This is a genomic window from Pseudochrobactrum sp. B5 (assembly GCF_001939785.1).
Classification (GTDB): Bacteria; Pseudomonadota; Alphaproteobacteria; order Rhizobiales; family Rhizobiaceae; genus Pseudochrobactrum; species Pseudochrobactrum saccharolyticum.
Window position 1 is genome coordinate 986639 of record NZ_MOYL01000001.1, and the last position, 25772, is coordinate 1012410.

The window sequence follows — 25772 nt, forward strand, 5'->3', positions numbered from 1 at the left end:
AAATGATTTACAGCATTTCCAGCAAAAGTGTGAAGCGGTTTTGCGTTGGATAATGCGTAACACAAAGAGATAGAGCGGTTCCACGATCCAAACTTAACCGGAACCGCTCTGGATCTCATTCCGCGAGAACGCGGGTCGGCGGGAAAGTAATTTCCACAGTCGTGCCCTGTTCCGGTGCAGATTCAATGGAGAACTGTGCGCGGTTTGCCTCCACCATTGCTTTCGTCAGAGGCAGGCCAAGTCCGGTGCCTTGCTGACGCCAGTCTTTGGTGTCGGGATTTTTGAGGGTTTGCGTCTGGCTATTATGATTGCTGACCTGCCGGAAAGGTTTAAGCGCTTGTTCCAGCTCGCTCTGGTTCATGCCGATACCGGTATCGCGCACGCGCATCACCACATGGCCTTCCGGTTCATAGCTGGTTGAAACAATCACCTGACCACCCTGACCGGTAAAGCGGATTGCATTGGACAGAAGATTGAGCGCTACCTGACGGATCGAACGGGCATCTGCCACAATATCCGGCAAAAAGGCTGAGAAGCTGGAGCGGATAATTACGCGCTCCCGATTGGCCTGCGGCTGCATCAGCGCCACAGCTTCCGCAAGCGCATCATTGAGCGCCACGGCTTCAAATTCCAGATCGAGCGCACCGGCTTCAATTTTTGAAATATCCAGAAGGTCGTTAACGAGCGCCAGCACATGATTGCCTGAACGGTGAATATCACGCAGATATTCACGATAGCGGTCATTGCCGATCGGGCCGAATTTCTCTTCCGCCATCAGTTCGGAGAAACCGATAATCGCATTCAGCGGTGTGCGGATTTCATGGCTGATCCGCGCCAGAAACTCGGTTTTATGGGTCGAGGCACGCTCGGCTTCCTGACGCGCTGAGGTCAGCTCTTCTTCCGCACGTTTCCACTGCGTAATATCGCGCATCACTGCGCAATAGCCTTTGGAGGCCGGCAGTTTGCCGATAGTCATAAAGAGCGGGATAAAACGGCCCTGCGCTTCACGGCCGATCACTTCCCGCCCGTCATTGAGCAGGCTGGCAACGCCGTCGCCGGACAGACCGTGAATATAGTCAATTGCTGCACGCTGGCTTTCAATAGCAAACAGAACGGCGAAGGATTTGCCTGATAATTCATTGATATCATAGCCGAACAGCGCCGCAGCAGACTGGTTGAGTGAACGGATTTTGCCGTCATGCCCGATGATAACAACACCGTCTGTCGCCGTGTCCAGAATGGATGTCAGTTCATCAATCTGGGTTTGCAATGCATGAAAATCAGGTTGCGCACGATTGTCCGCGGTTGAGCTAACCGTTCCGGCATCTTCAGTTTTTGGTTCTGCTGGCTCGGCAGACTGAAATGCCAGTTCTGATTGCAGCTGATGAACGGCATTGTCCTGCGGCGCAGTCTCTGCTGCAATGCTATCGACCAGTTTTAACCGGCTTGGCTGCTTGCTGATATCGTCGTCATTATCAGCTTTCAGCACCAGCTCCGGCAGCAGGCTCAACATCAAAGCGCGTGCACCCTGCCATGGAACCGACTGGAGATGGGCTTCAACAATCTTATGTCCGCCATCGGCGAGGCACAGGATCATGCCGCTGAGATTGCTGTCGTCTGACTGGGCAAACAGCGCGTCAATGCCACCGGCATGACGCAGATCATCCAGCGAATTATAGCCGGTCATGTCAAAAAATGCCTGATTGGCAAAATGCAGCCGGTCTGCACTGTGGATCAGCACCGGAACCGGCAATCCGCTCAGCACATGCAGGTCTTCATCTTCCTGCGATGCCGTATCGGCCTGTGCCGGTTTTTGTCCGGCTTGTTCGTGATGCTGGTTGTGGTTCGCAGGCTGTGTGTCATGCGGATAAGGGATATCTGATGCTTCAACAGGCAGCTGCGGAGCCGCAATAACCGGCTCCGCCTGCGGAAGTACGGGGGTATCTGCCGCAGTAGGCTGCTCTGTTGTTTGAGATTTTGGTGTTTTCTGGAGAACCTCACGGCGCAGACGATCGGCTATCTCGCGAAATGCACTGCGCTCGGTTGGCGATAGGCCGTTTTCCGGACGGGCAGGGCGGATTTCCGCAATAATATTGGCCTTATCTGCGGGAAGATTCTCGCTGGCTGGCTCAGTATCCTGCTGACGCTTCTGTGAGGCGCGCAGCGCTTCCATCAGAATGATTTTCTCGCTGGAAAGAGGTGCGCTTTTCGCATCTTCGGTCTGGGGCGCAGGTGCATCCGGTACGACAGGCCCTGATATCAGCGCCATACCAATGGCTTCAGGATCCTGCTCCGTTAAAGACGGATAGAGAACGCCAAAACCGCTGAAACCGGAAAAAGCCTTGTCGCGTGCAAAAGCAGGTAATGCAGCGAGATCAACAGGAACGCGCTGATCTGTACCCTGCACAGGCCAGAAAATTCTTTTACCAGACCATGTTTCCTGCTGCTTCAACAGGGCAGCAATAACACCGTCATTATCAAAGCCGAAAACTTTGGCCACATCGGAGAATTTACGGCCGATAATATCAGCGGCATTGTCGCCAACAATTGCTGCAAATTCCGGTGAGATTTCCGTAAAGCGGCTGTCAGCATCTACTTTCCAGATAAACCGTGCAGGAGCACTTTCTTCAGCCGCAGGAGCAGTAATCTCCGGCTCGTCTTGCGTGATTTCCGTTGTGTCAGCGACATCCTGTGCAGGTGCAATTGAAACTGCACTATCCTGCACTTTCTCAACGAGAAGGAGATAAGGTGCCTGTTTATTTTGATCGTCAAGGCGGATCATCATTGCAGGCAGGGTGCTTTGGCCGGCGCGTACACGACGGCGCACAATACCATCGGTTTCATCCTGCGCTTCAACGATCAGATCAGCCAAAGTGTTGTTGTTGATGTTCAGGGCATCAAATTGCGCATCACTGTTCAGAATGGCTCCGTCTGCCTGCACTTGCATCAGGTGATGATGCGGCAGAGACGGAATAATGTTGTTTGCTGTATCTGTTGCAGCTGTAGTCATGAGAATGACCGGCTCATTAGTATGTACAGCAGCCAGCGGTGTTACAGTGCATTGCTGCAAGGCTGAGTGCAAACCGCCGCCCAGACGCAGCATAATTGTTTTCGCACCCTCTGTGCCAAGATCGAGAGCCATAATCTGGCGCTGTGTCTGCGGGCTGAAATCTGCATCCTGTCCGATAAGTGCGGCTGCTGCATCCTCGCCAAGAAGATGGGCGCCGCTGTCATTTGCCCAGAGAACAGTTTGCAGGTCTTGCGACAGCACCAGCATGGCATCTCCCCTTGCGAGAGCCGCACGGATGCCGGAAAGAGGGATCAGCTCCATGAAATCCAGATGCTGTTGCATATATTTAGTTCCGTACCCGACCAATAACTGATTTGATCTGTCTTAAGCTGTTGTCTGTTATCGGAAAATTTTGGTTCCGACAGAGAATTTACAGGCATTATCACCACAAAGCGGGCGGTTCTGACAAACACTTTCTTAACTATTAGTTAATGTCCCCAAGGGGCAAAGCGCTGTCTGATGAAACTTGCGGATAAAAATCTCCTGCTGCGGTTCCATCTGTCAGGGCGCATTATGGTTAATCAGTGGTAAATACAGGGTTTACATGGCATAATCATGATGAAAACATAAAAGCACCGCATTGGTTTTCCGGTTTTTCAGGCAGACAGAATGAAATCCTGAGCAATAATCCGGTAAGGCATCATATTTTCACAAAGTTTTTTTGATATATGCTTGCAATATGCGATGATTTTACGTATCTGACCCCTATCGGCAGCCTGATTGATTCACTGCCGGATTGGTACGCGGTCGTAGCTCAGTTGGTTAGAGCGCAGGATTGTGGCTCCTGAGGTCAGTGGTTCAACTCCACTCGACCGTACCATTCCAAATTTCCCGCTTTTATATCAATAGATTACGATCTGATGTCTATCTGTAGGCAGAGCAGTTTTGTCTTTATTTTGACAAAAGCGGAGATGCTCCGCTTTTGTCCGGTATGATTTTGCTTAATAGTTCCGGCTCGGATCGACGTGGATATTGCCATCGTCATAGACCTGAATTTTCACGTCCGGATTACCCTCAAATATCTGATATTCAACCCCGCGACGCATTTTCCATTGGTAGCCGCGCTGAGGATCAGACGCATTCGAGGGCTCCCATTTCATTTCTGAAAATTCTTTGCCCTGAGACCAGCGATTTTCTTTTTTGGCAAAGACCTTGCTTGGCGTGTCAGCCTGATCGCGCAAATTGAAATCGTAATAATTTTTACGATCCTGAAGAAGAATATCGCGGGCATTTTTCAGGGGCTTGCCCTTTTCATCAACCTTATCACGATCACTGATATGTGCCGTATAGGTCTCAACCAGTTTGGCCGGTTTTGATGTATCATTGCTTGCAGATACTGGCTGATTTTGGCTGGCTACGGGCTTGTCCGTCTGTGTTGCACTTGTTGTGCATGCCGTAAGCACGGAAAGCGATGTAAAGACTGTAATAATGCCTGTATACTTCAATCTTTCTCTCCCCCGCTGATTGAAGTCGCAGATATATGTTATTTTTTACGCTATTAAAACTATAGAAATGCGTCTCTTCCGCTAGTGACGGGCGAAATAGTAAAAATAAATCTGAATAGAATGCCGGATATATTTTAGAAAAGTGTTCCCTGACCGCTGTCTTTGGCACGCGGAGCTTTAGTTTTCTTGTCTTTGGCAGGTGGTTCGGCAGATTGCATTTTTGGTGTCTGAACTGCCGGAGCTGGCGCTGAACCATCCGCAATGACGGAGCGATCACCGTCATGAAAGCGCAGTGTCAGATTTTCGCCTGTTTGCACTGCCGCTGCTGCTTTAACCGGCAGCCCCTGATCGTTCAGCACAATAGCAAAGCCACGCTTGAGGACACTTGTATGGGACAAGGTTTCCATCAGTCGGGACAGCTCCAGACTGCGGGTACGGTATTTCTGCAGGCTATGACGCATGGCCTGATCGCCGCGCCGTTGCAGATTGGCAATATTGAGCGCCCATTGACGGGAGCGGCGCAGGATCAGCTCGCCGGTCAGTCTTGATGATGTCTGTCGCAGCAAGTTGCGGCTGTTCTGCGTTTTGAGAGACAGGCCTCTCGGCAGGCGCTGATTCAGCTGTTGCAACTGCAAGCGGCGCTCTCTGATTTGCTGATTGAGCAGGCGCGGGGAGAGGTGGCGCTTCAGACCATCAAAACGCGCACGTTTTTGCTCTGTGCTGACCAGCAGCGCACGGCCCAGTCTGGAACCGGCTTCATCAAAGCGGCGTCTCGGCAAGGCAAGTAACTGATCGGTCGATGGCAATGCCCTTTGTAAAGCGCTATAGGATTCACGTCGCCTGTCGATCAGCCGTGTCATGGCTGATGCCAGTCGCGCACTGTAAGACGCAAGCTGCGCTTGTAAATCTGTGCGAACCGGCACGGCCATTTCTGCTGCGCCGGTTGGTGTCGGGGCGCGTATATCTGCCGCAAGATCAATCAGTGTCCAGTCGGTTTCGTGCCCCACGGCTGAGATAACCGGAATATCGGAGGCCGCAACTGCGCGTACTACATTCTCATCATTGAAGCCCCAGAGATCTTCCAGACTGCCGCCGCCACGGGCAACAATCAGTATATCCGGTCGGGGCAGTACTTCGCCGAAATAGGCCGAGTTGAAGCCGGCCACAGCACGGGAAACTTCCTCTCCGGTTGTCTCGCCCTGCACACGAACCGGCCAGACCAGTACATGCAGAGGAAAACGGTCGGTAATCCGGTGAATAATATCACGGATAACCGCACCGGTCGGAGAGGTGATAACGCCGATTGTGCGGGGCATGAACGGCAGCAATTGCTTGCGGTCTGCATCAAACAGCCCTTCACGTGCCAGCCGCTGTTTACGCTCTTCGAGCAAAGCCATCAGTGCACCGGCACCGGCAGGCTCCATCTGCTCAATCACGATCTGATATTTGGATGAACCCGGATAGGTCGTGAGTTTGCCGGTGGCAATCACTTCCATACCTTCTTCCGGCCGGAATTTAATGCGGCTCATGGAGCCGCGCCAGATCACAGCCTCAATCCGCGCACGCTCATCCTTGAGGGCGAAATAAGCGTGGCCAGAAGAATGCGGACCGCGATAACCGGAGATTTCGCCGCGCACCCGCACATGACTGAACGTATCCTCAACAGTACGTTTCAGCGCACCGGATATTTCCGATACAGAATATTCCGCAACATTGGTCGCGTTATTTTCTGTCTGACGGTCGGGCGAATCTGGAAAAAAACTCATGACTCTATTGGCCATTTTATGGGCTTAGCGGTCAAGAGACTTTGCTGTTGTCCAGCGTGAAACGGTTTTCGGATAAGATACGCGTTACAATAAAGAGTTAAAGCATCGATCTGATTCAATCAGTCCCAAATGCGTTCTGAAGACAGCTTTGCCGGAAATGGATTTGATTATTCTGAAAAGCGGATCGGTTTTCGGAAGCTGGTTTTAATGGCACCGGCGATCAGATCAATGGCGGGTGCATGAATACCCTGTGCGCGAATGAGTGACAAAGCGCAGGACGGTAGTTTGGGGAAACCGTCTTCCTCATTGAGCACGCGCATGCCGCTTCCCACCATATTGTCAGGCAGAATCGAGATTGCGCTGCCGGAACGCACCGCCATGAGGATGGAGCGGGCGGAGGATGTGGATAAAACGATACGATACTCGCGCTGTATCGTGTTGAGTGTATCCGTCAGCACTTTGCGCCAGCTGCAATTTGTCTTGTTCATTGCCAGCGGTATAACAGGTTCTTCATGCGGAGAATTTTCCGCTGAGGTTGCCCAGACAAAACGGCTGGTATTGAGAACTTCCGAGCGTTTTTGCCCTGTATTATGGGTGATGAGGGCAAGATCCAGTGCCCCGCGGCGGATATGGTCAATCAGCGCATCTGTCGGTTCACAATGCAGAATGGTTTCAAAAGCCGGATAATCACGGAATATCGGCTGCAAAGCATCCTGCACCATATGTTCCAGATAAATATCGGGCAGGCCGATGCGTATATTGGCCTTCATTTTATCAGTGCGGAATGAGGCAACCGTTTCATTATTCAGCTCAATAAGGCGCCTTGCATAATTCAGCAGTTTTTCGCCATGCGGTGTCAGCAGGAGATGACGGCCTTCGCGGGCAAAAAGCGGCTTGCCGATACGCTCTTCAAGGCGGCGTATCTGCATGGAAATCGCGGACTGGGTTCGGAAAACACTGTCAGCCGTTTTGGTGAAACTACCGGTTTCGGCAATCAGCAGGAATGTACGCAACTGATCCAGGTCAAGTAGTGTCTGCATGCCATGCTCCGGTTAAGTTCCGGTAATCATATGGAATATCTTAATGAAGGCAAATAGTTTTATTGAAGTTTTTCAACATCTTTACTTGGATAAATATAAGATAAGTCAAATTTAATATATTGTGGTTTGCTTTTATTAAGACCTGTTCAGCTTTGTTAAGGAAATCATTGTGTATGTTGACACAATGTCAGGTGCAATTTGCAAAAATAAAAAGAGCGGCTGCATTTTTGAATCAGGCAGCCGCTCTTTATTGATGAAAGCGATTAGAGCATAATTCCTTAAACCTGGATTGGTTTAAAGTGTTAGAGCGACCTTTGTGTGCCAGGTCTGGCGCACGGCGCTCTAGTAGGAATAGGCTTTAAAAACCGGCTCGACAGACTGGTTCCAGTCGCTGTCAAAGTGAGACAGCATCACCTCTGCCAATGGTTTTCCCGATTTGGCAATAGCTTCCAGTGGTTCAACATAGATACTCTCGTCGCGACCGTTTTCATCCGTATTTTTACGGTTTTTGAGGCCCTGAGACGCGATTGCGACTGCCTGTGCTGCAATATCTGCGACTTTGCCTTTGCCGAATGGCGTGGCAAGGCCGCTTGCAGGCACAGTGTTACGCATTGCAACTACTTGCTCGAAATCCCAGTCCTTTGTCAGATCCAGTGCCGCATTCAGTGCATCCTGATCATAGAGCAGGCCAACCCAGAAAGCGGAAAGTGCTGCAATATGGGACAGCGGGCCACCGTCAGCACCACGCATTTCGAGGAAACGCTTAAGGCGGACTTCCGGAAATAGTGTGGAAATATGGTTTGCCCAGTCGCCCATATTAGGCTGTCCGGCAGTTGGATGATCCTTCATTGCGCCGTTCAGAAACTGGCGGAATGTAATATGCGTGCAGTCAATATAGTGGCCGCCGCGCATGATGAAATACATCGGCACATCCAGCGCCCAGTCTACATAATCCGCAAAGCCGAAGCGCTCTGAGAACACGAATGGCAGGACACCTGCACGTCTGTTATCCGTGTCGCGCCAGATGTCGGAGCGCCATGATTGCAGGCCGTTGGTTTTGCCTTCCGTGAATGGCGAGGAGGCAAAAAGCGCAGTCGCGACAGATTGCAGCTTCATGCTGACCTGCATCTTATGCCGCATATCCGTTTCAGAACCGAAGTCGAGATTCACCTGAATGGTCGAGGTGCGATACATCATATCCAGCCCCTGACGGCCGACTTTAGGCATATAGGCTGTCATAATGGCATAGCGGGATTTCGGCATAACCGGCGTTTCAGCACGCGTCCATTTCGGGCTGCCGCCCATACCAAGGAAACGGATGCCGAGCGGTGCCGCAATTGTCTGCACATCTTTCAGATGCTGACTGGCTTCCGCATAGGTCTGATGAATGGTCTGCAGCGGTGCGCCGGAGAGCTCAAACTGGCCGCCGGGTTCCAGAGAAATTGCACCCTGACCCTGCGGGCTGACCAGACCGATCAGTTTGCCTTCGTCGATAATCGGATCCCAGCCAAGACGCTGCTGCATCGCTTCCAGAATGGCGCGGATGCCTTGTGTGCCTTCATAGGGAACAGGGCTGTTATCTTTGGTATAATAGGGAAATTTCTCATGCTCAGTGCCGATGCGCCATTTGTCCTGTGGCTTACAGCCTTCTGCGAGATATTCAGCCAGTTCCTCAATGCCGGAAATGGCTGTTTCGTCTGTGGTATCCCGAGCCATGCTTTGCATTACCCTATTTTGTAGTTGTCACTATTCATATATGTGATTGGCGTTTTTTTATCCAACACGCAAGTGGAATTATTGGGCATAATTATTTGGAATAATAACAGGACGCGTAATTGAGCCTTGTCCTGTTGCGAAGAACCCTGAAAAAAATGCGCTATTGCCGGAATTATGCTGTGAGTGCTGCATAAAATAACAGGATTATTGCCAGTCGCCGATACTTGCCTGAATCACAGCCATGGCTGCTACCGCAGCGGTATCAGCGCGTAAAATTCTGGGGCCAAGCGGAATCGCTGTCACAAAATTCTGCTTATGCAAATATTGACGTTCATCTTCTGAAAAGCCGCCTTCTGGGCCGATGAAAACACCGGCAGGCTTGCCTTTCAGGCCGGTCAATAATGGCAGGGGATTGTTGCCCTCGGCGGCCTCGTCACAGAATATCAGTGCGCGTGCCTCATCCCATTGCTCCATGAATTTATCAAAGCGCAACGGCTCCCTGTATTCCGGCAGGATGAGAATTCCGCATTGTTCTGCGGCTTCACGCATATTAGCCTGCATCCGCTCGCTGTTGAGCTTGGGCATCTGGCAATGCTGGGTGATAACCGGCTGTAAGACGGAAGCGCCCATTTCCACGGCTTTCTGTATAATATAATCCATGCGGCCGGTTTTCAGCGGGGCAAAACAATAATGAAAATCAGATGCCGACGGCTGCGGACGTGTCTGCTCGGCAGGGTGCAGAGAGACACGTTTTTTGCCCGTTTGCTCAATATGTGCGAGCCATTCACCATCCCGCCCGTTGAACAGCAAAATCTTATCGCCGTCCCGCATGCGCAGAACATTGAGCAGGTAATGTGCCATATCCGCCGGAGCCTCAATGAGGTGATCCGGTTGCAGGGGAAGGTCAATAAGCAGTCGTTGCATTCTGTAATTTGCGCGCATCGGCTACGGATGGCAGAGAGAAGGCTGGCAGGTCAAGTGATAAAGAGTGCTGTAACCTCGATGTTAAAAACAGAGCAGCAAAATAGACGGAGAAATTCTAGGTAAAGGAAATGCGGCGGCCATTTGTGGCGCTGCCATTGTGCTTATCACGGAGACTCACTGCGGTGACTCAACCGGAATTTTGGGGCTTGGATGGCGTATTTTGCTTATGCGTAAAGATCTATGGTTACTATTTGATTGAGTGAGATCGGGTTTTTACACTGCGCAGAGCCGTTTCAGTTGCTGATCTGCCACAATGAAAATCAAACTGATTTTTGTATGTGTTTTTAGCGTGTATCTTGCGCATGTTTTATTGCTGTTAAGATCGGCTGCTTATATCTGGAAGCACCTTTCAACAATGCTGAGTCCGTGTGCATCTTTATGCAATGTGCCGGTTCATGCTGAATTTAGTCCGCTTCCGGGAGACTTGTTTCCATGTCCGCAAAGAGCGCCACGCTCCTGACCGTCCTTATGTTGTCTGCAATCCTGTTTACCGGATTGGGCCTGCTCTCCGTTGAAACCGGCGGCAGCGCAGTTGCAAATGACGGATACGGCATTTCGTCTTTCCATCATTAATAATCAGGATCAGCTGATGTTTCTCTGACGGGAAATATTGGTTTCTTATAAAAAAGCCGCGCTGGTCACTGATCGCGCGGCTTTTGTGTGTCTGATTTTTAAACTGTCCTATATGTGGTCAGTCGCCGGTTGCATTAATGCGGGGTACGAACCTCATCGCGATATTCAAGAATATCGCCTGGCTGGCATTCAAGGACACGGCAGATTTTTGCCAGTGTTTCAAAGCGTATGCCACGCACTTTGCCGGATTTGAGCAGGGATACATTGGGTTCCGTAATGCCTATATCGGCCGCCAGCTGGCGTGAGCGGATTTTTTTACGTGCTAAAACAACATCAAGATTGACAACAATTGACATTTTTCACCTTAAAAAATTGAATAAAATATATTTATACTTGGCTCTGTTTTAATTCTTAAAATTGCATGGAATTTTCATAATCTGATTTCAGAAAAAACCGGAAATATAATAAATTAACAGGCGGAAAAAAATCGTCCTTTCTCTATTGGAAATTTATAACTCATCATATGAAAAAAACCATAAATGGATACTGCAATAAAATGCAGGTAATAAAAAGGGTGGTGGTGAATATTAGTTGCAATTTTGATGTATTGGTTAATTAATTTTATGTCGTTTTGTATTTATAAATTTAATTAATTTGATAAATATTTATATTTTAATTTAATTTTTCAGTAAAAATAAAATCAATAGTTTGACACCATCAGATTTTTTGTTGATTTATTCATGTTAAAATAAAGCACTCGTATAATTTATACGAGTGCTTTGATAATTAAGCAAATTTTTTGAAAAATATATTTCGAAATGACAGATTAACCGAAGGTTGTCGGATCAGGTCCGATACGTCCGTCAGAAGCATCCAGCTTGTTGATCTCGTCATGCTCGATACCCAGAAGCTTGAAATCTGTGACTTCAAAATTTTCTTTAATACGGGCAGGGGTGACTGATTTCGGAATGACAACATTGCCGATATCCAGATGCCAGCGCAGAATGACCTGAGCGACAGATTTGCCGTGATTGGCGGCAATGGCTTTCAAAACCGGATTGTCCAGAATTTTACCCTGTCCGAGCGGGCTCCATGCTTCTGTAGCGATATTATGCTGCTGGTGGAACTGGCGCAGATTATCCTGCTGGAAATAAGGGTGCAGCTCGATCTGGTTGATGGCTGGCACAACATCTGTTTCACGCAGGATACGTTGCAGATCAGCTGTGCGGAAATTGGAAACGCCGATTGATTTCACACGGCCTTCTTCACGTAATTTGATGAGTGCACGCCATGTATCAAGAAATTTATCTTTATTCGGCATTGGCCAGTGAATGAGATAAAGATCAAAATAATCTGTGCCGAGGCGCTCAGCCGAAGCATCAAAAGCTTTCAGGGTGGAATCATAACCCTGATCGTCATTCCAGACTTTCGTTGTCAGAAAAATATCCTGACGTGCGATGCCGGAATTACGAATTGCCTGACCGACACCTTTTTCATTCTTGTAAATTGCGGCGGTATCAATGTGACGGTAGCCGGTTTCAAGTGCGGTTGTCACACTGGCGACGGCTTCTTCATCGCTGACCTGCCATACACCGAAACCCAGTTGCGGAATGGAGTTGCCGTCGTTCAGTTTGATCGCAGCTACGGTCATGTCCTTATTCCTTTTCTGTTTTTTGCGCCGGTAGTTTCATCGCATTGTTTGGGATAAACCGGCGAAGCACTTTGCAGAACGCAATCTTGAATCAGTTCTTACAGTTTTTGCAAGACCGGCTTATGTCAAAAGCGATAAATTCTTGGGGGTGGTTTTTCACAAGCCTGTCTGCCGCCGGACAGATTTCTTCTTGCGTGTGCAATGCCTGACAGGCTGCCGGAGGCGAGATGCGAGTAAAACCGCAGCCTGCTATGCAATGAATAGAAAAGCCCTGCATCAGTGTCTGATGCAGGGCTTTTGGTTGTAGGGCGTTTAAACAGAAATCCTATTCTGCTCTTCAGGATAGATTCAGAGAACGACGACTTTCGTGCCCACCGGCACCCGTTCATAGAGATCTTCCACATCCTGATTGCGCATGCGGATACAGCCGGAGGATACTGCGCGCCCGATGGTGGATGGCGCATTGGTGCCGTGAATACGATAGAGCGTATTGCCTAAATACAGCGCACGTGCGCCGAGCGGATTGGCAATACCGCCTTCCATACGGACAGGAAGAATGCGGCCTTTCTTGCGCTCGCGGGCAATCATTTCTTTCGGCGGATGCCATGTCGGCCATTCGGCTTTGCGGCTCACGGTTTCTGTGCCTTTCCAGCTGAAACCTTCTTTACCGACACCTACGCCGTAGCGGCGGGCTTTGCCATTATCTCCGACAAGATACAGAAACTTGTTTTTCGTATCGATCACGATTGTTCCGGACTTATGGGAAGCTGGGTAATCAACTTCCTGCGGCAGATAGATTGGGTTCATACCGCCTGCAGCCTTTGCAGGATTTTGCGGAGCTGCCGCGCTGGTGCGGATGAATGAACCCTGCTGATAGGTTGCATTCCGTTGCAGGATTTTATTCTGTTTTGTGCGTGCTTGCTGGCGTGTGGCGGAGCGTTGCGCCGGTGCCTGAATGCCTTGTGATCCGCTGTTGCGGTAGATACGCGGCTTTGATGGCGCAAGCTGAGTGGCATAGCGCTGTGGCTGCAATTGAGTGACCCAGGGCGCACTCAGATCAGGGCTGAGAACCAGAGGCGGCGGTGTGGCATAACGGTCATTGGCAAATGCTCCGCCAGCTGAAATGGCGGACAGGGCAAAAGCAGCAATGGATGCGATCAGCAGCAGATGACGTGGTTTCATCAGATCGTCCTGTGTTGAAGTCATGCCTGAAACTGTGATGCACTGTTCAGCAGGCGAGACATGCAGATTCCTTTGCCTCGACTGTGATGCCTGACCCTTTTGAAAAGGTGAATCACTGCCTTGCGGATGTGCAAATGCGGTGAAAACTTTCTCTTTTGGTTATCAGCAGGTAAATATTCTGAGTTGGGTTTCGCGGCTGCTTTCTGTCTTGAAATGGAAGATATGTTCTTTTTTTGTTCCATATCAAATGAAATATGCTATAGAGAGACTCGTTGGTTTGGGCAGAGATGGCGCGGGTGAAAAATGGTGCAGGATATACCGGTTCTGGAAGCAGGATTGCATTTGGGGGAAGACGGGCGGGTGCGCTGTGGTTGGCATGGCGGTTTGCCGGATTATCTGCTTTACCATGACACGGAATGGGGATTTCCGGTTGATAATGATCGTCGTCTTTTCGAGAAAATCTGTCTGGAGGGCTTTCAGTCAGGCCTGTCATGGCTGACAATTCTGCGTAAGCGTGAAAACTTCCGCCGTGCTTTTGCAGAGTTTGATTTTCATAAAATGACGCAGTTTACTGAGGAAGATGTTGAGCGTCTGATGCAGGATAAGGGCATTGTACGCCATCGCGGCAAAATCAAATCAGCGATTAATAATGCAGGTCGTGCGATTGATCTGATTGCCGAGAAGGGCTCGCTGGCCGCTTATTTCTGGAGCTTTGAGCCGCAACCGAAAGACCGGCCGCTACGGTTTGATCTGGCGGCTTATAAAGCGAACCCTTTAACCGAGATTTCTACCCGTATCAGCAAGGATCTGAAGAAGCGCGGCTGGTCATTTGTCGGCCCGACAACAGTCTATGCTTTTATGCAGGCGATGGGGTTGGTGAATGATCATCTGGAAGGTTGTTATTGCCGCCCGGTGATTGAGCGCTTGCGACAGGATTTTGTGCGGCCAGCATAATATGTTTCTGCGCGGATCTTGCTCTTGCCGCATGCAAACTGATCGGTTAGGAAACATACGCGCCTTTCAAGCATATTAAGGCATTTAATCTTCAAGATAACTCAAGTTTAGCGGATCAGTATCATGGCAAATAAAGCGGAGAAGATGAAAGCGCGGTTGCCGCGCGGCTTTGTGGACCGCGAGCCTCATGATCTGCGTGCTGCCGAGAAGATGCTGGCGACTATCCGTGAGGTATATGAGCGCTACGGTTTTGATCCGATTGAAACGCCGCTTGTTGAATATACTGATGCATTGGGCAAATTCCTGCCGGATCAGGATCGTCCGAATGAGGGCGTGTTCTCGCTTCAGGATGATGATGAACAATGGTTGTCGCTGCGCTATGATCTGACTGCGCCACTGGCGCGTCATGTGGCTGAGAATTTCAATGAAATTCAGCTGCCGTTCCGCACCTATCGCAATGGCTGGGTATTCCGCAATGAAAAGCCGGGTCCAGGCCGTTTCCGTCAGTTCATGCAGTTCGATGCTGATACTGTTGGTGCACCGGGCGTATCTGCCGATGCGGAAATGTGCATGATGGCAGCGGATACACTGGAACGTCTCGGCATTCAGCGCGGCGATTATATAATTCGCGTCAATCATCGTAAAGTGTTAGATGGCGTATTGGAATCTATCGGACTCTCTGGTGATGATAATGCAGGACGACGATTGAATGTGCTGCGTGCTATCGATAAATTTGATAAATTTGGTGTTGATGGCGTAAGGGAATTGCTCGGTAAAGGGCGCCGTGATGGTTCTGGAGATTTCACTAAAGGCGCAGAGCTCTCAATAAACCAAATTAACTTGATTGTTAATTTTATTACAATTGATAAGCGTGATTATGATGATGGAAGTCAGAGTAGTGCGCTTGATCCAGTCTTTCCATACCTGCCTGTGGTAGATGGTGATTTTGTCTATAAATCTCTACTCCAAGCAATACGCGAGAGTGGTTTTAATACTAGTAGTCTCATGGAGGAAGGTCTTCGTGAGTTAGAGCAAATTCGTGATCTTGTAAAAGCTGCAGGATATGAAGGGCGTATTAAAATTGATCCGTCGGTTGTGCGTGGTCTCGAATATTACACCGGTCCTGTTTATGAGGCCGAACTGCAATTCGACGTCACCAATGAAAAGGGTGAAAAAGTCGTATTCGGTTCTGTTGGTGGCGGTGGCCGTTACGATGGTCTGGTGTCGCGTTTCCGTGGTCAGCCGGTTCCGGCAACCGGTTTCTCCATCGGCGTTTCCCGTCTGATGACTGCGCTGAAAAACCTCGGCAAGCTCGGCACTGAAGATGCAATGGCGCCGGTCGTCATTACGGTGATGGACGGTGATGCTGAGAGCCTCGGCCGCTACCAGAAATTCACGCAGGATCTGCGCGATGCCGGTATCCGCGCCGAGATGTATCAGGGCAACTGGAAGAAATTCGGTAATCAGCTGAAATATGCAGACCGCCGCAATGCGCCGCTTGCGATTATTCAGGGCGGAGATGAACGTGCCAATGGCGAAATTCAGATCAAAGATCTGATCGAGGGCAAGCGTCTTTCCGGTGAGATCGAAAGCAATGAGGAATGGCGCGCCAGTCGTCCGGCGCAGATCACTGTCAAAGAAGCTGATCTGGTTGCGGAAGTGAAGCGTATTCTGGCTGAACAGGCAGAGGATCGTTTGCAAGAACTAAGCAGGCAGGCGAAGTAAAATGAGCAATCGTCAAACAGCAGATATTGCCGCTGATCTGGCGTCTTATTTTGCAACCACGTCGAGTGAAGCTGTTGATATTCCGATCCTGCAACCGGCCGACCCGTTTCTTGATATGGCCGGTGAGGATTTGCGCAGCCGGATTTTTCTGACTGAGAATGAAAATGGCGACAGCCTGTGTCTGCGTCCGGAATTCACCATTCCGGTCTGCCGCAATCATATTGCGCTGAATGCAGCCACGCCGAAGCGCTATTCTTATATTGGCGAGGTTTTCCGTCAGCGTCGTGAAGGCGGCACCAGCTTTCATCAGGCCGGTATCGAAGATCTTGGCGGCGATAATGAACCGGCCTCCGATGCGCGCTCGCTGAGTGATGCGTTGAATGCTGTGCATCAGGCTGCCCCCCATGCATCATTGCAGGTGCTGCTCGGCGATCAGTCTGTGTTTGAAGCTGTTCTGGCATCTCTCGGCCTGCCGCGCGGCTGGCAGAAAAAGCTGGCGCGTGCTTTTGGTAGTGCTGAACTGCTGGAACAGGCCTTGCAGGATTTGGCATCGCCGCGTCTTGGTAATGTCATTCCTGAGCGTTTGCGTCAAATTGTGGATGAACAGGGCGAAGATGCTTTGGTCACTGCACTTGCACAGGAAATGCAGGTTGCAGGTATTTCACCGGCCGCAGGCCGCAGTCCTTCTGAGATTGCACGGCGTCTGATGGAGAAGCAGCAACTGGCTGCGGTTCAGCTGGCAGATCGGGTGCTGACAGCACTTAAGACATTCCTGTCCATCCGTGTACCGCTGGAACAGGCGACTGTACAGCTGACAGAATTTGCCGAACAGAACGGTCTTGATCTCGGCGCTGCATTGCAGAGCTTCGGCAAACGTGTTGAGGAAATGCGTAAGACTGGTATTGATCTTGGCATTATCACTTATGATGCAGGTTTTGGCCGTCCGCTCGATTATTATACCGGTCTGGTTTACGAAATTACCAGTCGCGATGCTGATTGCGGTGTGATTGTCGGTGGCGGACGTTATGACCGTTTGTTGACAATGCTGGGCGCGAAAGAGCGTATTTCCGGTGTTGGTTTCTCCATCTGGCTCGACCGTTTACAAAAATGTGCCGAGGCAACACAGACAGGAGCGCGCTCATGACTGTAACACTGGCTTTGCCTTCCAAAGGCCGTCTGAAAGAGCAAACAATTGCAGTGATGGCGAAAGCCGGATTGCATGTCGTTCTGCCGGAAGATGACCGCAATTACCGCGCCCGTATAGAAGGCGTGGATGATGTGGATATTCTGTTTCTCTCTGCGTCAGAAATTGCCCGTGAACTGGGTTATGGGACGGTTGATCTCGGTGTGACCGGTGAAGACCTGATCCGTGAAACGCTGGCGCGTGCAGATGAAAAAGTGCAGATTGAAACGCAGCTTGGCTTTGGCCATGCGGATGTAATCGTTGCCGTGCCGGAAGTCTGGCACGATGTGGCGACAATGGCCGATCTGGATGATGTGGCTGCGGATTTCCGTCAGCGTCATGGTCGCCGTTTGCGGATTGCCACCAAATATTGGCGGCTGACACAGCAGTTCTTCTCTCAGAAGCACGGTATTCAGGTTTACCGTATTGTTGAGAGCTTGGGTGCAACAGAAGGCGCACCGGCTGCCGGTTCTGCGGATATTATCGTTGATATCACGTCGACCGGTTCGACATTACGAGCCAATAGACTGAAAATTCTGGATGACGGCATTATGCTGAAGTCGCAGGCTTGTCTGGTTTCTGCGCGCCGCAGTCTGGATAATCCGCGGGTGGCGGAAATTATCAGCCGTATCTGTGACAGTTTGAAATAAGCTTACATATTTAAAAAAAGAAAAGGCCGCAATTCTCATGAATTGCGGCCTTTTTGATAGATAGAAGTGTTCAGCTATTAGCGACCGCGACGGTCTACTGAATATGCACCGGCACCGGTTACAGCGAGCAGCAGCAGACCACCTGCAATTGCGAGATTTTTCTGTGCCATCAGTGCGTTCATGCCTTCGGCAAAGTCCATATGGGCTACCAGTGTGGCGCCGATGGTGAACAGGGCAACAACGACCGCTGCGATACGGGTCTGGAAACCGATCAGAATGGCGAGGCCACCAACAAATTCAACCAGACCAACGAGAACTGCGGTCACGCTTGGCATTGGCAGGCCGATCGCACCGAAATATTGCGCAGTGCCTTCAAGGCCGGTCAGCTTGCCCCAACCTGCAAGAATGAAAAGAATAGCAAGAAAAACGCGGGAGATCAGAATAATAATGGAATTCTGGGAGGCGGAAACAGTGCTCATTATGAGGCTCCGGATGATATATTGCTGGAGGAGGGTAAGAGGCTTCCAGGCAATAAAAGTTAACAATAAAAAAGTGATTTATGCTGCAGGCTCATTGTGCGCAGCATGAATTGCTGTTGCGCAATGGATAACTAATAAGTGACTGTATTGTAAATATAGACAGATATTGACATATTGTTCATCAATAGTGAACCCTAAAATAGCATGTTGAAATTTAACACCGATAGCCCTGCGTTGATAGCAAGTTAAGGTTACAAGAGCTTATAAAAGAAAGCAGCCCGCAACAGTGAGCTGTTACGGGCTGCAATTCATTCGTCATGCAGAGCAGTTATGCAGGGTGCAACATCAGTTCCGGACGCACTAAAGCTTCATATTCTGCTTCACTGACAAGACCGCTTTTCAGGGCTTCCTCGCGCAAAGTCGTGCCATTATGATGAGCGGTTTTGGCAATCTTCGCGGCCGCATCATAGCCGATTTGCGGGGCAAGAGCTGTTACCAGCATCAGTGAATTTTCCATCAGTTCATGGATGCGGGCTTCATTGGCTTCAATCCCGTCAATACAATGATCGACAAAGGAATTCATGCCGTCAGCCAGCAAACGGATAGATTGCAGCACATTGGCCGCGATCACAGGCTTGAAAACATTCAGCTCAAAATGCCCCTGACTGGATGCAACAGTGACGGTTGTGTGGTTGCCGAAAACCTGAGTGGCAACCATGGTCAGTGCTTCTGCCTGTGTTGGGTTGACTTTGCCCGGCATGATCGATGAACCCGGCTCATTTTCCGGCAATTGCAATTCGCCGAGGCCGGAGCGGGGGCCGGAACCGAGAAAGCGGATATCATTGGCAATCTTAAACAGATCGGCGGCAAGCGCATTCAGACTGCCATGAAGATTGAGCAGAGCGCCGTGGGAAGCGAGTGCCTCGAATTTATTCGGAGCGGTTTTAAATGGCAGGCCGGTAATATTGGCAACCGCATCGGCAAAACCGGTATCAAAACCCTTTGCTGAATTCAGGCCGGTGCCGACCGCTGTGCCGCCCTGCGCCAGTAGATAAACATCTGTCAGGCTCTGCACAATACGGTGCTTGCCATATTCTGCCGCCGCACGATAACCAGAGAATTCCTGCCCCAGTGTAACCGGTGTTGCATCCTGCGTATGGGTGCGGCCGATCTTAATCAGATGAGCGAATTTCTCTTCTTTGGCTTTCAGCGCATCAATCAGATGATCGATGGCTGGCAGTAGGCGGGATGTGACTTCAACCGCCGTGGCAATATGCATGGCAGTCGGGAAACTGTCATTGGAGGATTGTCCCATATTCACATGGTCATTCGGGTGAACCGGCTTTTTGCTGCCGATCGTGCCGCCGAGCATTTCAATCGCGCGGTTGGAGATCACCTCGTTGACATTCATGTTCGACTGGGTGCCGGAACCGGTCTGATAAATCACCAGCGGAAAATGGTCGTCCAGCTTGCCTTCAACAACCTCTGCAGCGGCTACAGTAATGGCGCGGCCCAATACCGGATCAAGTTTGCCCAGAGCAATATTTGTCTCTGCTGCGGCCTGTTTGACAATGCCGAGTGCATGAATGAGCGGTAGTGGCTGGCGATCTGTTCCGATTTTAAAATTTTGCAGAGAGCGCTGGGTTTGCGCGCCCCAGTAACGATCATTATCAACAGCGATAGGGCCGAAACTATCGGTTTCGGTACGTTGGTCAGACATTTACAGCTCCTGAAGTTCTGTATTCTGGGAAGATGTCAGAGTGTCATATGGTATCGGTTACAGGTATTGCGAGACCGTGCAAAACACAGTTTTGTGTAGGCTTCTGCAAGGTCACAAGTGAAAATAAGTTTAATATTTTCAGTGCGGTGCCGTTATCGCGCGTGCAATATTAAAGGCGGTTAGTCGTCCTCGGCCTCATCATCCGGATTTTCTATCCAGGCAGTCGGATCGATTTTTTTCTGGGTTGTGCTGTCAATGAAAGTCCACCAGCCGGTGTCGCTTTCATTCCAGTCGCCACCGGCTTTTTGAAGCTGTTCAAGCCGGCGATAACGGGCAGGGGATTCATTGAGCTGACCATCAAAGTCTGTCCAGAGTACCGTGACTGTGCGTCCGTCTTGCGGTGCCGTTGTAATCGGGTGTTCTTTACGCATTCGTCTTCCCTCCGTTGCGATGCAATGAAAGCACTGTCCAGATCAGAACAGCGAAGCTTGTAAATACAAACCTATAGCGCATTCCGCACAGTGTGAAGCAATTATATGTAAAACAGAGTGCTGAGATGAAGCGACCAGCCAACAGGCCGAACTATGAGCTTCACAGGCGCAAGCTGCATATCGGAGCTCTTATTTATGACTTGTGAAAAGCGGAAATTGTGCTGGGAAGAGCGTGGGAAGACGGGTTTCCCCGTCTTCCCTATGCGCGGTCAGCAGTTCCTTCAAGCGGGGGCAAATAGGAGTGCCGACCAGCGCAAGCTGCAGATTTTCAATCTTTAAAGCCTGATCCTTAAGGAGATACTAAAATAATTTTGAGCTATCATTAAGTACAGTAACTTTAAAAAAATAATGCATTGCAATTGTGATGGTCGCTAATCGCATTGGTTACAATTTATTTAGAAATATCTCTCCTGAAAAACGGAGAGGTTACATAAACAGCTTAAATGCATAAGGCAAGCTATATCCTGTGCCGCATCGCTATGCCGTGCAGATTTTAGTGTTTTGATATAAAATAAGCCCCTGATTTCTCAGAGGCTTTTTCATTTCTTAGCCGCATTATCGTGGCCGCACAGGCGCTCACGCCTGTGCTACGAAATGCTCGGATGGACTTCTTAGAAATCCATGCCGCCTCCCGCACCGCTTTGCGGTGCAGGCTTATTCTCTCATGGGCGTAAAAAAAGCCCCTGATTTCTCAGAGGCTTTTTCATTTCTTAGCCGCATTATCGTGGCCGCACAGACGCTCACGCCTGTGCTACGAAATGCTCGGATGGACTTCTTAGAAATCCATGCCGCCCATGCCGCCCATGCCGCCGCCTGGCATTGCTGGCATGCCGCCGTCTTTCTTCGGCAGTTCAGCAATCATGGCTTCGGTGGTGATCATCAGGCCAGCGATAGAAGCTGCGTTCTGCAGAGCAGTACGTACAACTTTAACCGGATCAACAACACCAGCTTTGATCAGATCGCCATATTCGTTGGTTGCAGTGTTGTAACCAAAGGTTTCGGAAGCGTTCTCGAGGATTTTACCAACGATTACGGATGCTTCTTCACCGGCGTTTGTGGTGATCTGACGGGCAGGAGCCTGGATCGCACGACGAATGATGTTGATACCGGCGTCCTGATCAGCATTGATACCTGTAACGGTAATCTTGGCCGATGCGCGGAGCAGGGCGGTACCACCACCAGGTACGATACCTTCTTCAACCGCAGCACGGGTTGCGTTCAGAGCATCGTCAACGCGGTCTTTGCGTTCTTTAACTTCAACTTCAGTTGCACCGCCAACGCGGATAACTGCTACACCGCCGGCGAGCTTGGCAAGACGTTCCTGCAGCTTTTCGCGGTCGTAGTCGGAAGAAGTTTCTTCGATCTGCTGTTTGATCTGGCCAACGCGGGCTTCGATTTCAGCTTTCGAACCGGCACCATCAACAACAGTTGTGTTTTCTTTGGTGATCGCAACTTTCTTCGCACGGCCGAGCATGTCGAGGGTCACGGATTCCAGCTTGATGCCGAGATCTTCGGAGATAACCTGACCACCGGTGAGGATAGCGATATCTTCGAGCATTGCCTTACGACGATCGCCGAAGCCAGGAGCCTTAACAGCAGCAATTTTCAGGCCGCCGCGCAGCTTGTTAACAACCAGAGTTGCCAGTGCTTCGCCTTCTACGTCTTCAGCGATGATGACGAGTGGCTTGGAAGTCTGAACAACAGCTTCGAGAACCGGCAGAAGAGCCTGCAGGTTGGAAAGCTTCTTTTCGTGCAGAAGGATGTAAGCGTCTTCCAGTTCTGCAACCATCTTTTCTGGGTTGGTTACGAAATACGGAGACAGGTAACCGCGGTCAAACTGCATACCTTCAACAACTTCCAGCTCGGTTTCAGCTGTCTTGGCTTCTTCAACAGTGATAACGCCTTCGTTGCCGACTTTCTGCATCGCTTCCGCAATCATGCGGCCGATTTCAGCTTCGCCGTTAGCGGAGATGGTGCCAACCTGAGCAACTTCTTCCGAAGTGTTGATTTTCTGAGCTTTGCCGAGCAGGTTTGCAACAACTTCAGTCACAGCCAGATCAATACCGCGCTTCAGATCCATCGGGTTCATGCCGGCAGCAACAGCTTTTGCGCCTTCCTGAACGATAGCCTGACCGAGAACGGTAGCGGTTGTTGTACCGTCACCTGCAGTGTCATTGGTCTTGCTTGCGACTTCGCGCAGCATCTGTGCGCCCATGTTTTCGAACTTGTCTTCAAGTTCTACTTCTTTGGCAACCGATACACCGTCTTTGGTGATGCGTGGCGCACCGAAAGATTTGTCGATAACAACGTTACGACCTTTAGGGCCGAGCGTTACTTTAACAGCATCTGCAAGGATATCGACGCCGCGCAGCATTTTTTCGCGCGCTGAACGACCGAATTTTACGTCTTTAGCAGCCATTTTTCTCTCCTGGAGCCTGAGGTCTTGCCTTCAAGGCTTCCCGATTTGAACTGTTGAAAAGGGATGGTGAATAAGCCCGGGCTATGAACCGCTCAGGCTAAATCGAAAATCAGGCGATGATGCCGAGAATGTCGGATTCTTTCATGATCAGCAGGTCTTCGCCGCCGATCTTCACTTCTGTGCCGGACCATTTGCCGAACAGAACGCGGTCGCCAGCTTTAACGTCCAGAGCAACCAGCTTGCCGCTTTCATCGCGGTTACCGGAACCAACGGCGACAACTTCGCCTTCAGACGGCTTTTCTTTGGCTGAATCAGGAATAATGATGCCACCGGCTGTCTTTGCTTCCGATTCTACACGACGAACGACAACGCGGTCATGAAGAGGGCGGAAATTGATCTCTGCCATGGATATAACCCTTGAAAATACGCCTTGAAATAAGGCAGCAAAATGAGTTGAAGGCCTTTCGGCCCGTGGATTATTAGCACTCTCTTTGTGTGAGTGCTAACGTGCTTTTGATATAGGAAAGAGCCGTTTCGGAGTCAAGGTTTCCGGCGGGCATAAAAGACAATATTGCCGGTGATAAACCCTGTAAAAACTGACAGGGGGCATCGTAAATCAAATGCTTAGGCACAAAGATGATGCCCGTCCTGCGGATTTATAAGTGCCTGACGGCAACAAATTTACATGTCAAAAAGTGTATTATCGTGTTTCGGATATTATTGCCCGAATGTGAAAGCGGTATGAACTCTGTTGGAAGGGTGAGAAAATAAAACCACGGCGGGCTCTGTGCAACCGCGCCGTGGTTTTTCTCATCAATCAGCGAACAACGCGCAAATTGGATAATTCATCCGCAATTTCACGGAATGTCTGTTCAAGATTGCCGCCGGTTGTATTCCAGAAAAGTTTTGCCCGCTGGGTAGGAAAGTCCTTATCAAATCGCACCCGAGATTCTGAGGCGCATTGTTTCATAGTTTCCATCTGCTTGCGATCTGTCGCATTGTTCTGCCGCAGATCAAGCGCAACAGTCATCACCATGATTTTGTCCTGTTTTGCAAGCTCGCACAATTTTTTGAAGCGCGCATTCAGTGCTTCAGTATAATAGGCATTGTCATGAACATTGCTGGCGCCGCGTGCTTCCTGAAAAATACGTGTTCTGTCGTAGGATTTAGTTGTAACTGCGGTATATCCCAGTGAAGAATAGTTGGATATGTTGTTTGCATAGTCTGTACCGCCGAGTGAGTTGTAACGGTAATAAGTGTTGGCACCATCGGTCAGAACAATGACGACTTTATCATTGCCCCGCTCCGAAATAGCTCTTCCGCCTGCAAATGGCGAATTCTGGATAAGTGTTCTCCAGCCCCAGACCATACCTTCCGGCACATTTGTACCGCCATCCGGTTGCATTTTGGCAATGGCATTTTTTACCGTTCTCAGGCCATTGTCAGTTGTTACATCTGTAAGTGTAGTGATCGGCGTTGTTGTGCAGCTGTAATTCGGACCGGATGTTCCTTCACCAGACGTGTTTTGCGCGACGTAATATTTTTTCAAATCCCGCTGCATTGTTTGATAGCTGTCGTAACGTCCTCCGTTATCCGACCACCAATGGTTCAGTGAACGACTGGAGTCATATTCATCAGGGGCGAACATCGGAACATACATAGTGTCGGGGGTTCCGGGTGACGGGCGATCAGCATTAATGCCGTACTCTCCGGGGCGTGCTTCTACACAACCTTTCCAGCTTGTATATGTTCTGCCACGTGTGGTTTGCATGTCATTATACAGGCTGAACCGCGTGAAATAATGGCCGTTTTCGCTTCCCCAACCAGACCCTTGTTTAAAATAAGCACCATCACGAAGAATGATATTTTTATTGTACCCGACATTGATAGGGTTGTTTGCCGTGGGCATGGTGAAGTTTTCATAATGAACCGGCGAGATACCGGTCTGATCCATCCATAGCTGGGCCTGGTTTTCGGGGCCGATATTGACTGAGGCAGCAAAAGGAACCAGGGAAAACTGTACCGGATTTTCAAGATGCGTTATGAGCTTGGCCTGTTCTGCCAGCTTGTCTACGAGCTGAGCTGATGCCTGTTTTAGCAAGTCGATGCGCTTGAGACCTGAGCCCGAGCCGCGTTCAGACATCGAGCCGGAATTATCAAGGACAAGAGCGACTTCCAGAGTATTCTTAAGGCGTACAGTTGCAGACATTGAAAAAGTATATTTATCCCAGTCAACTTCATCTTTCGTCATTGCCATTACGGCTCTTCCGTAAAATGAAATATAACGGAAGGATGCGCCGGCAACGATTTGCTGGTCTGAATCGCGACCTTTAGGAAACTCCAGAGTAAACTGAGTTTTGTCCGGTTCGATGGCACGCAGATTAGCGTCAAATATTTTTTTGCCGAATGCCCGGATCTGGCTTTCTTCCGAAACGACAGTGAAGCGTTTACCGACAGCCAGCGCAGCGGCATCAAGTGACTGCTGAACATTTCCGCGCACACGCATCAGATTGGCTGTGTCAATCGCCAGCATCATTGCAAAAAGAATAGGCGGGAGCATCAATGCGAAAAGCGGGGCAATAGCGCCGGTCTGGTTTCTGCGAAACCGCATTATCAGTGCAAAAAAACTGCCGGATCGCTGTTTTGGGCTTTTTACGCAACGCATAATCTCTCCTGCCGGCACAGGCCGGAACATAGTCTTCTTATTGTCCGTCTGTTTCATGT

The 25772-nt window shown here is 50.0% G+C and carries 20 protein-coding genes and 1 tRNA gene; 6 read left to right on the forward strand and 15 right to left on the reverse strand.

Annotation, left to right across the window (positions count from 1 at the left end):
- Positions 1–115 precede the first annotated feature (115 nt).
- Positions 116–3352: an ATP-binding protein gene (locus BKD14_RS04345; protein WP_075654400.1), complete on the reverse strand. Its 3237-nt coding sequence runs from the start codon at positions 3350–3352 to the stop codon at positions 116–118.
- Positions 3353–3813: 461 nt separating this feature from the next.
- On the opposite strand from BKD14_RS04345, the gene BKD14_RS04350 reads away from it, so the two are divergent.
- A tRNA-His gene (locus BKD14_RS04350) sits at positions 3814–3890 on the forward strand.
- A gap of 121 nt (positions 3891–4011) precedes the next feature.
- On the opposite strand, the gene BKD14_RS04355 is transcribed toward BKD14_RS04350, so the two are convergent.
- The 5 genes from BKD14_RS04355 to BKD14_RS04375 all read right to left on the reverse strand — a co-directional run bounded on the left by BKD14_RS04355 (position 4012) and on the right by BKD14_RS04375 (position 9979).
- Positions 4012–4515, reverse strand: a complete 504-nt coding sequence (locus tag BKD14_RS04355) for a hypothetical protein (protein ID WP_139316323.1) — start codon at positions 4513–4515, stop codon at positions 4012–4014.
- 134 nt (positions 4516–4649) lie between these two features.
- Entirely contained in the window at positions 4650–6281 is a 1632-nt protein-coding gene (gene xseA / locus BKD14_RS04360; protein WP_075654402.1) for an exodeoxyribonuclease VII large subunit, read from the reverse strand.
- Between the two features lie 167 nt (positions 6282–6448).
- Positions 6449–7321, reverse strand: coding sequence for a LysR family transcriptional regulator (locus BKD14_RS04365; RefSeq protein WP_022710512.1), 873 nt, complete (start codon positions 7319–7321; stop codon positions 6449–6451).
- 342 nt (positions 7322–7663) lie between these two features.
- Entirely contained in the window at positions 7664–9037 is a 1374-nt protein-coding gene (locus BKD14_RS04370) for a glutamate--cysteine ligase (protein ID WP_075654403.1), read from the reverse strand.
- A gap of 204 nt (positions 9038–9241) precedes the next feature.
- The gene (locus BKD14_RS04375; protein WP_075654404.1) at positions 9242–9979 is read right to left on the reverse strand and encodes a 16S rRNA (uracil(1498)-N(3))-methyltransferase; all 738 of its coding nucleotides are present in this window, start codon (positions 9977–9979) and stop codon (positions 9242–9244) included.
- A gap of 474 nt (positions 9980–10453) precedes the next feature.
- Between BKD14_RS04375 and BKD14_RS19260 the strand changes: the two genes are divergently transcribed.
- Positions 10454–10594, forward strand: a complete 141-nt coding sequence (locus BKD14_RS19260) for a hypothetical protein (RefSeq protein ID WP_162994564.1) — start codon at positions 10454–10456, stop codon at positions 10592–10594.
- Between the two features lie 134 nt (positions 10595–10728).
- On the opposite strand, the gene BKD14_RS04380 is transcribed toward BKD14_RS19260, so the two are convergent.
- From BKD14_RS04380 to BKD14_RS04390, 3 genes are all read right to left on the reverse strand, one after another.
- Positions 10729–10950 (reverse strand): helix-turn-helix transcriptional regulator, encoded by a 222-nt coding sequence (locus BKD14_RS04380; RefSeq protein ID WP_022709447.1) that lies wholly within the window; start codon positions 10948–10950, stop codon positions 10729–10731.
- Positions 10951–11420: 470 nt separating this feature from the next.
- The gene (locus BKD14_RS04385) at positions 11421–12245 is read right to left on the reverse strand and encodes an aldo/keto reductase (protein ID WP_022709446.1); all 825 of its coding nucleotides are present in this window, start codon (positions 12243–12245) and stop codon (positions 11421–11423) included.
- 348 nt (positions 12246–12593) lie between these two features.
- On the reverse strand, positions 12594–13427 hold the full coding sequence (locus tag BKD14_RS04390; RefSeq protein WP_075654786.1) for a L,D-transpeptidase: 834 nt from the start codon (positions 13425–13427) through the stop codon (positions 12594–12596).
- A gap of 303 nt (positions 13428–13730) precedes the next feature.
- On the opposite strand from BKD14_RS04390, the gene BKD14_RS04395 reads away from it, so the two are divergent.
- The 4 genes from BKD14_RS04395 (at position 13731) to hisG (ending at position 17939) form a co-directional block, all read left to right on the forward strand.
- Positions 13731–14381, forward strand: a complete 651-nt coding sequence (locus tag BKD14_RS04395; protein WP_075654405.1) for a DNA-3-methyladenine glycosylase I — start codon at positions 13731–13733, stop codon at positions 14379–14381.
- Positions 14382–14504: 123 nt separating this feature from the next.
- Positions 14505–16106, forward strand: coding sequence for a histidine--tRNA ligase (gene hisS, locus BKD14_RS04400; RefSeq protein ID WP_075654406.1), 1602 nt, complete (start codon positions 14505–14507; stop codon positions 16104–16106).
- 1 nt (position 16107) lies between these two features.
- Complete coding sequence (locus tag BKD14_RS04405) at positions 16108–17250, forward strand: ATP phosphoribosyltransferase regulatory subunit (RefSeq protein WP_075654407.1); 1143 nt, start codon at positions 16108–16110, stop codon at positions 17248–17250.
- Positions 17247–17939, forward strand: a complete 693-nt coding sequence (hisG, locus tag BKD14_RS04410; protein WP_075654408.1) for an ATP phosphoribosyltransferase — start codon at positions 17247–17249, stop codon at positions 17937–17939. Before BKD14_RS04405 ends, hisG begins: the two co-directional genes overlap by 4 nt.
- Positions 17940–18016: 77 nt before the next feature.
- Here hisG and BKD14_RS04415 read toward each other — a convergent pair whose 3' ends face one another.
- From BKD14_RS04415 to BKD14_RS04445, 6 genes are all read right to left on the reverse strand, one after another.
- A complete protein-coding gene (locus BKD14_RS04415) occupies positions 18017–18418 on the reverse strand; it encodes a DoxX family protein (RefSeq protein ID WP_075654409.1) in 402 nt (133 codons plus the stop codon).
- 328 nt (positions 18419–18746) lie between these two features.
- Positions 18747–20138, reverse strand: coding sequence for a class II fumarate hydratase (gene fumC, locus BKD14_RS04420; RefSeq protein ID WP_075654410.1), 1392 nt, complete (start codon positions 20136–20138; stop codon positions 18747–18749).
- A gap of 179 nt (positions 20139–20317) precedes the next feature.
- On the reverse strand, positions 20318–20569 hold the full coding sequence (locus BKD14_RS04425) for a hypothetical protein (protein WP_075654411.1): 252 nt from the start codon (positions 20567–20569) through the stop codon (positions 20318–20320).
- Between the two features lie 835 nt (positions 20570–21404).
- Complete coding sequence (gene groL, locus BKD14_RS04435; protein ID WP_075654413.1) at positions 21405–23048, reverse strand: chaperonin GroEL; 1644 nt, start codon at positions 23046–23048, stop codon at positions 21405–21407.
- Between the two features lie 109 nt (positions 23049–23157).
- Positions 23158–23454, reverse strand: a complete 297-nt coding sequence (groES, locus tag BKD14_RS04440) for a co-chaperone GroES (RefSeq protein WP_022711248.1) — start codon at positions 23452–23454, stop codon at positions 23158–23160.
- 411 nt (positions 23455–23865) lie between these two features.
- Positions 23866–25770, reverse strand: coding sequence for a pilus assembly protein (locus tag BKD14_RS04445; RefSeq protein WP_245293554.1), 1905 nt, complete (start codon positions 25768–25770; stop codon positions 23866–23868).
- Positions 25771–25772 lie beyond the last annotated feature (2 nt).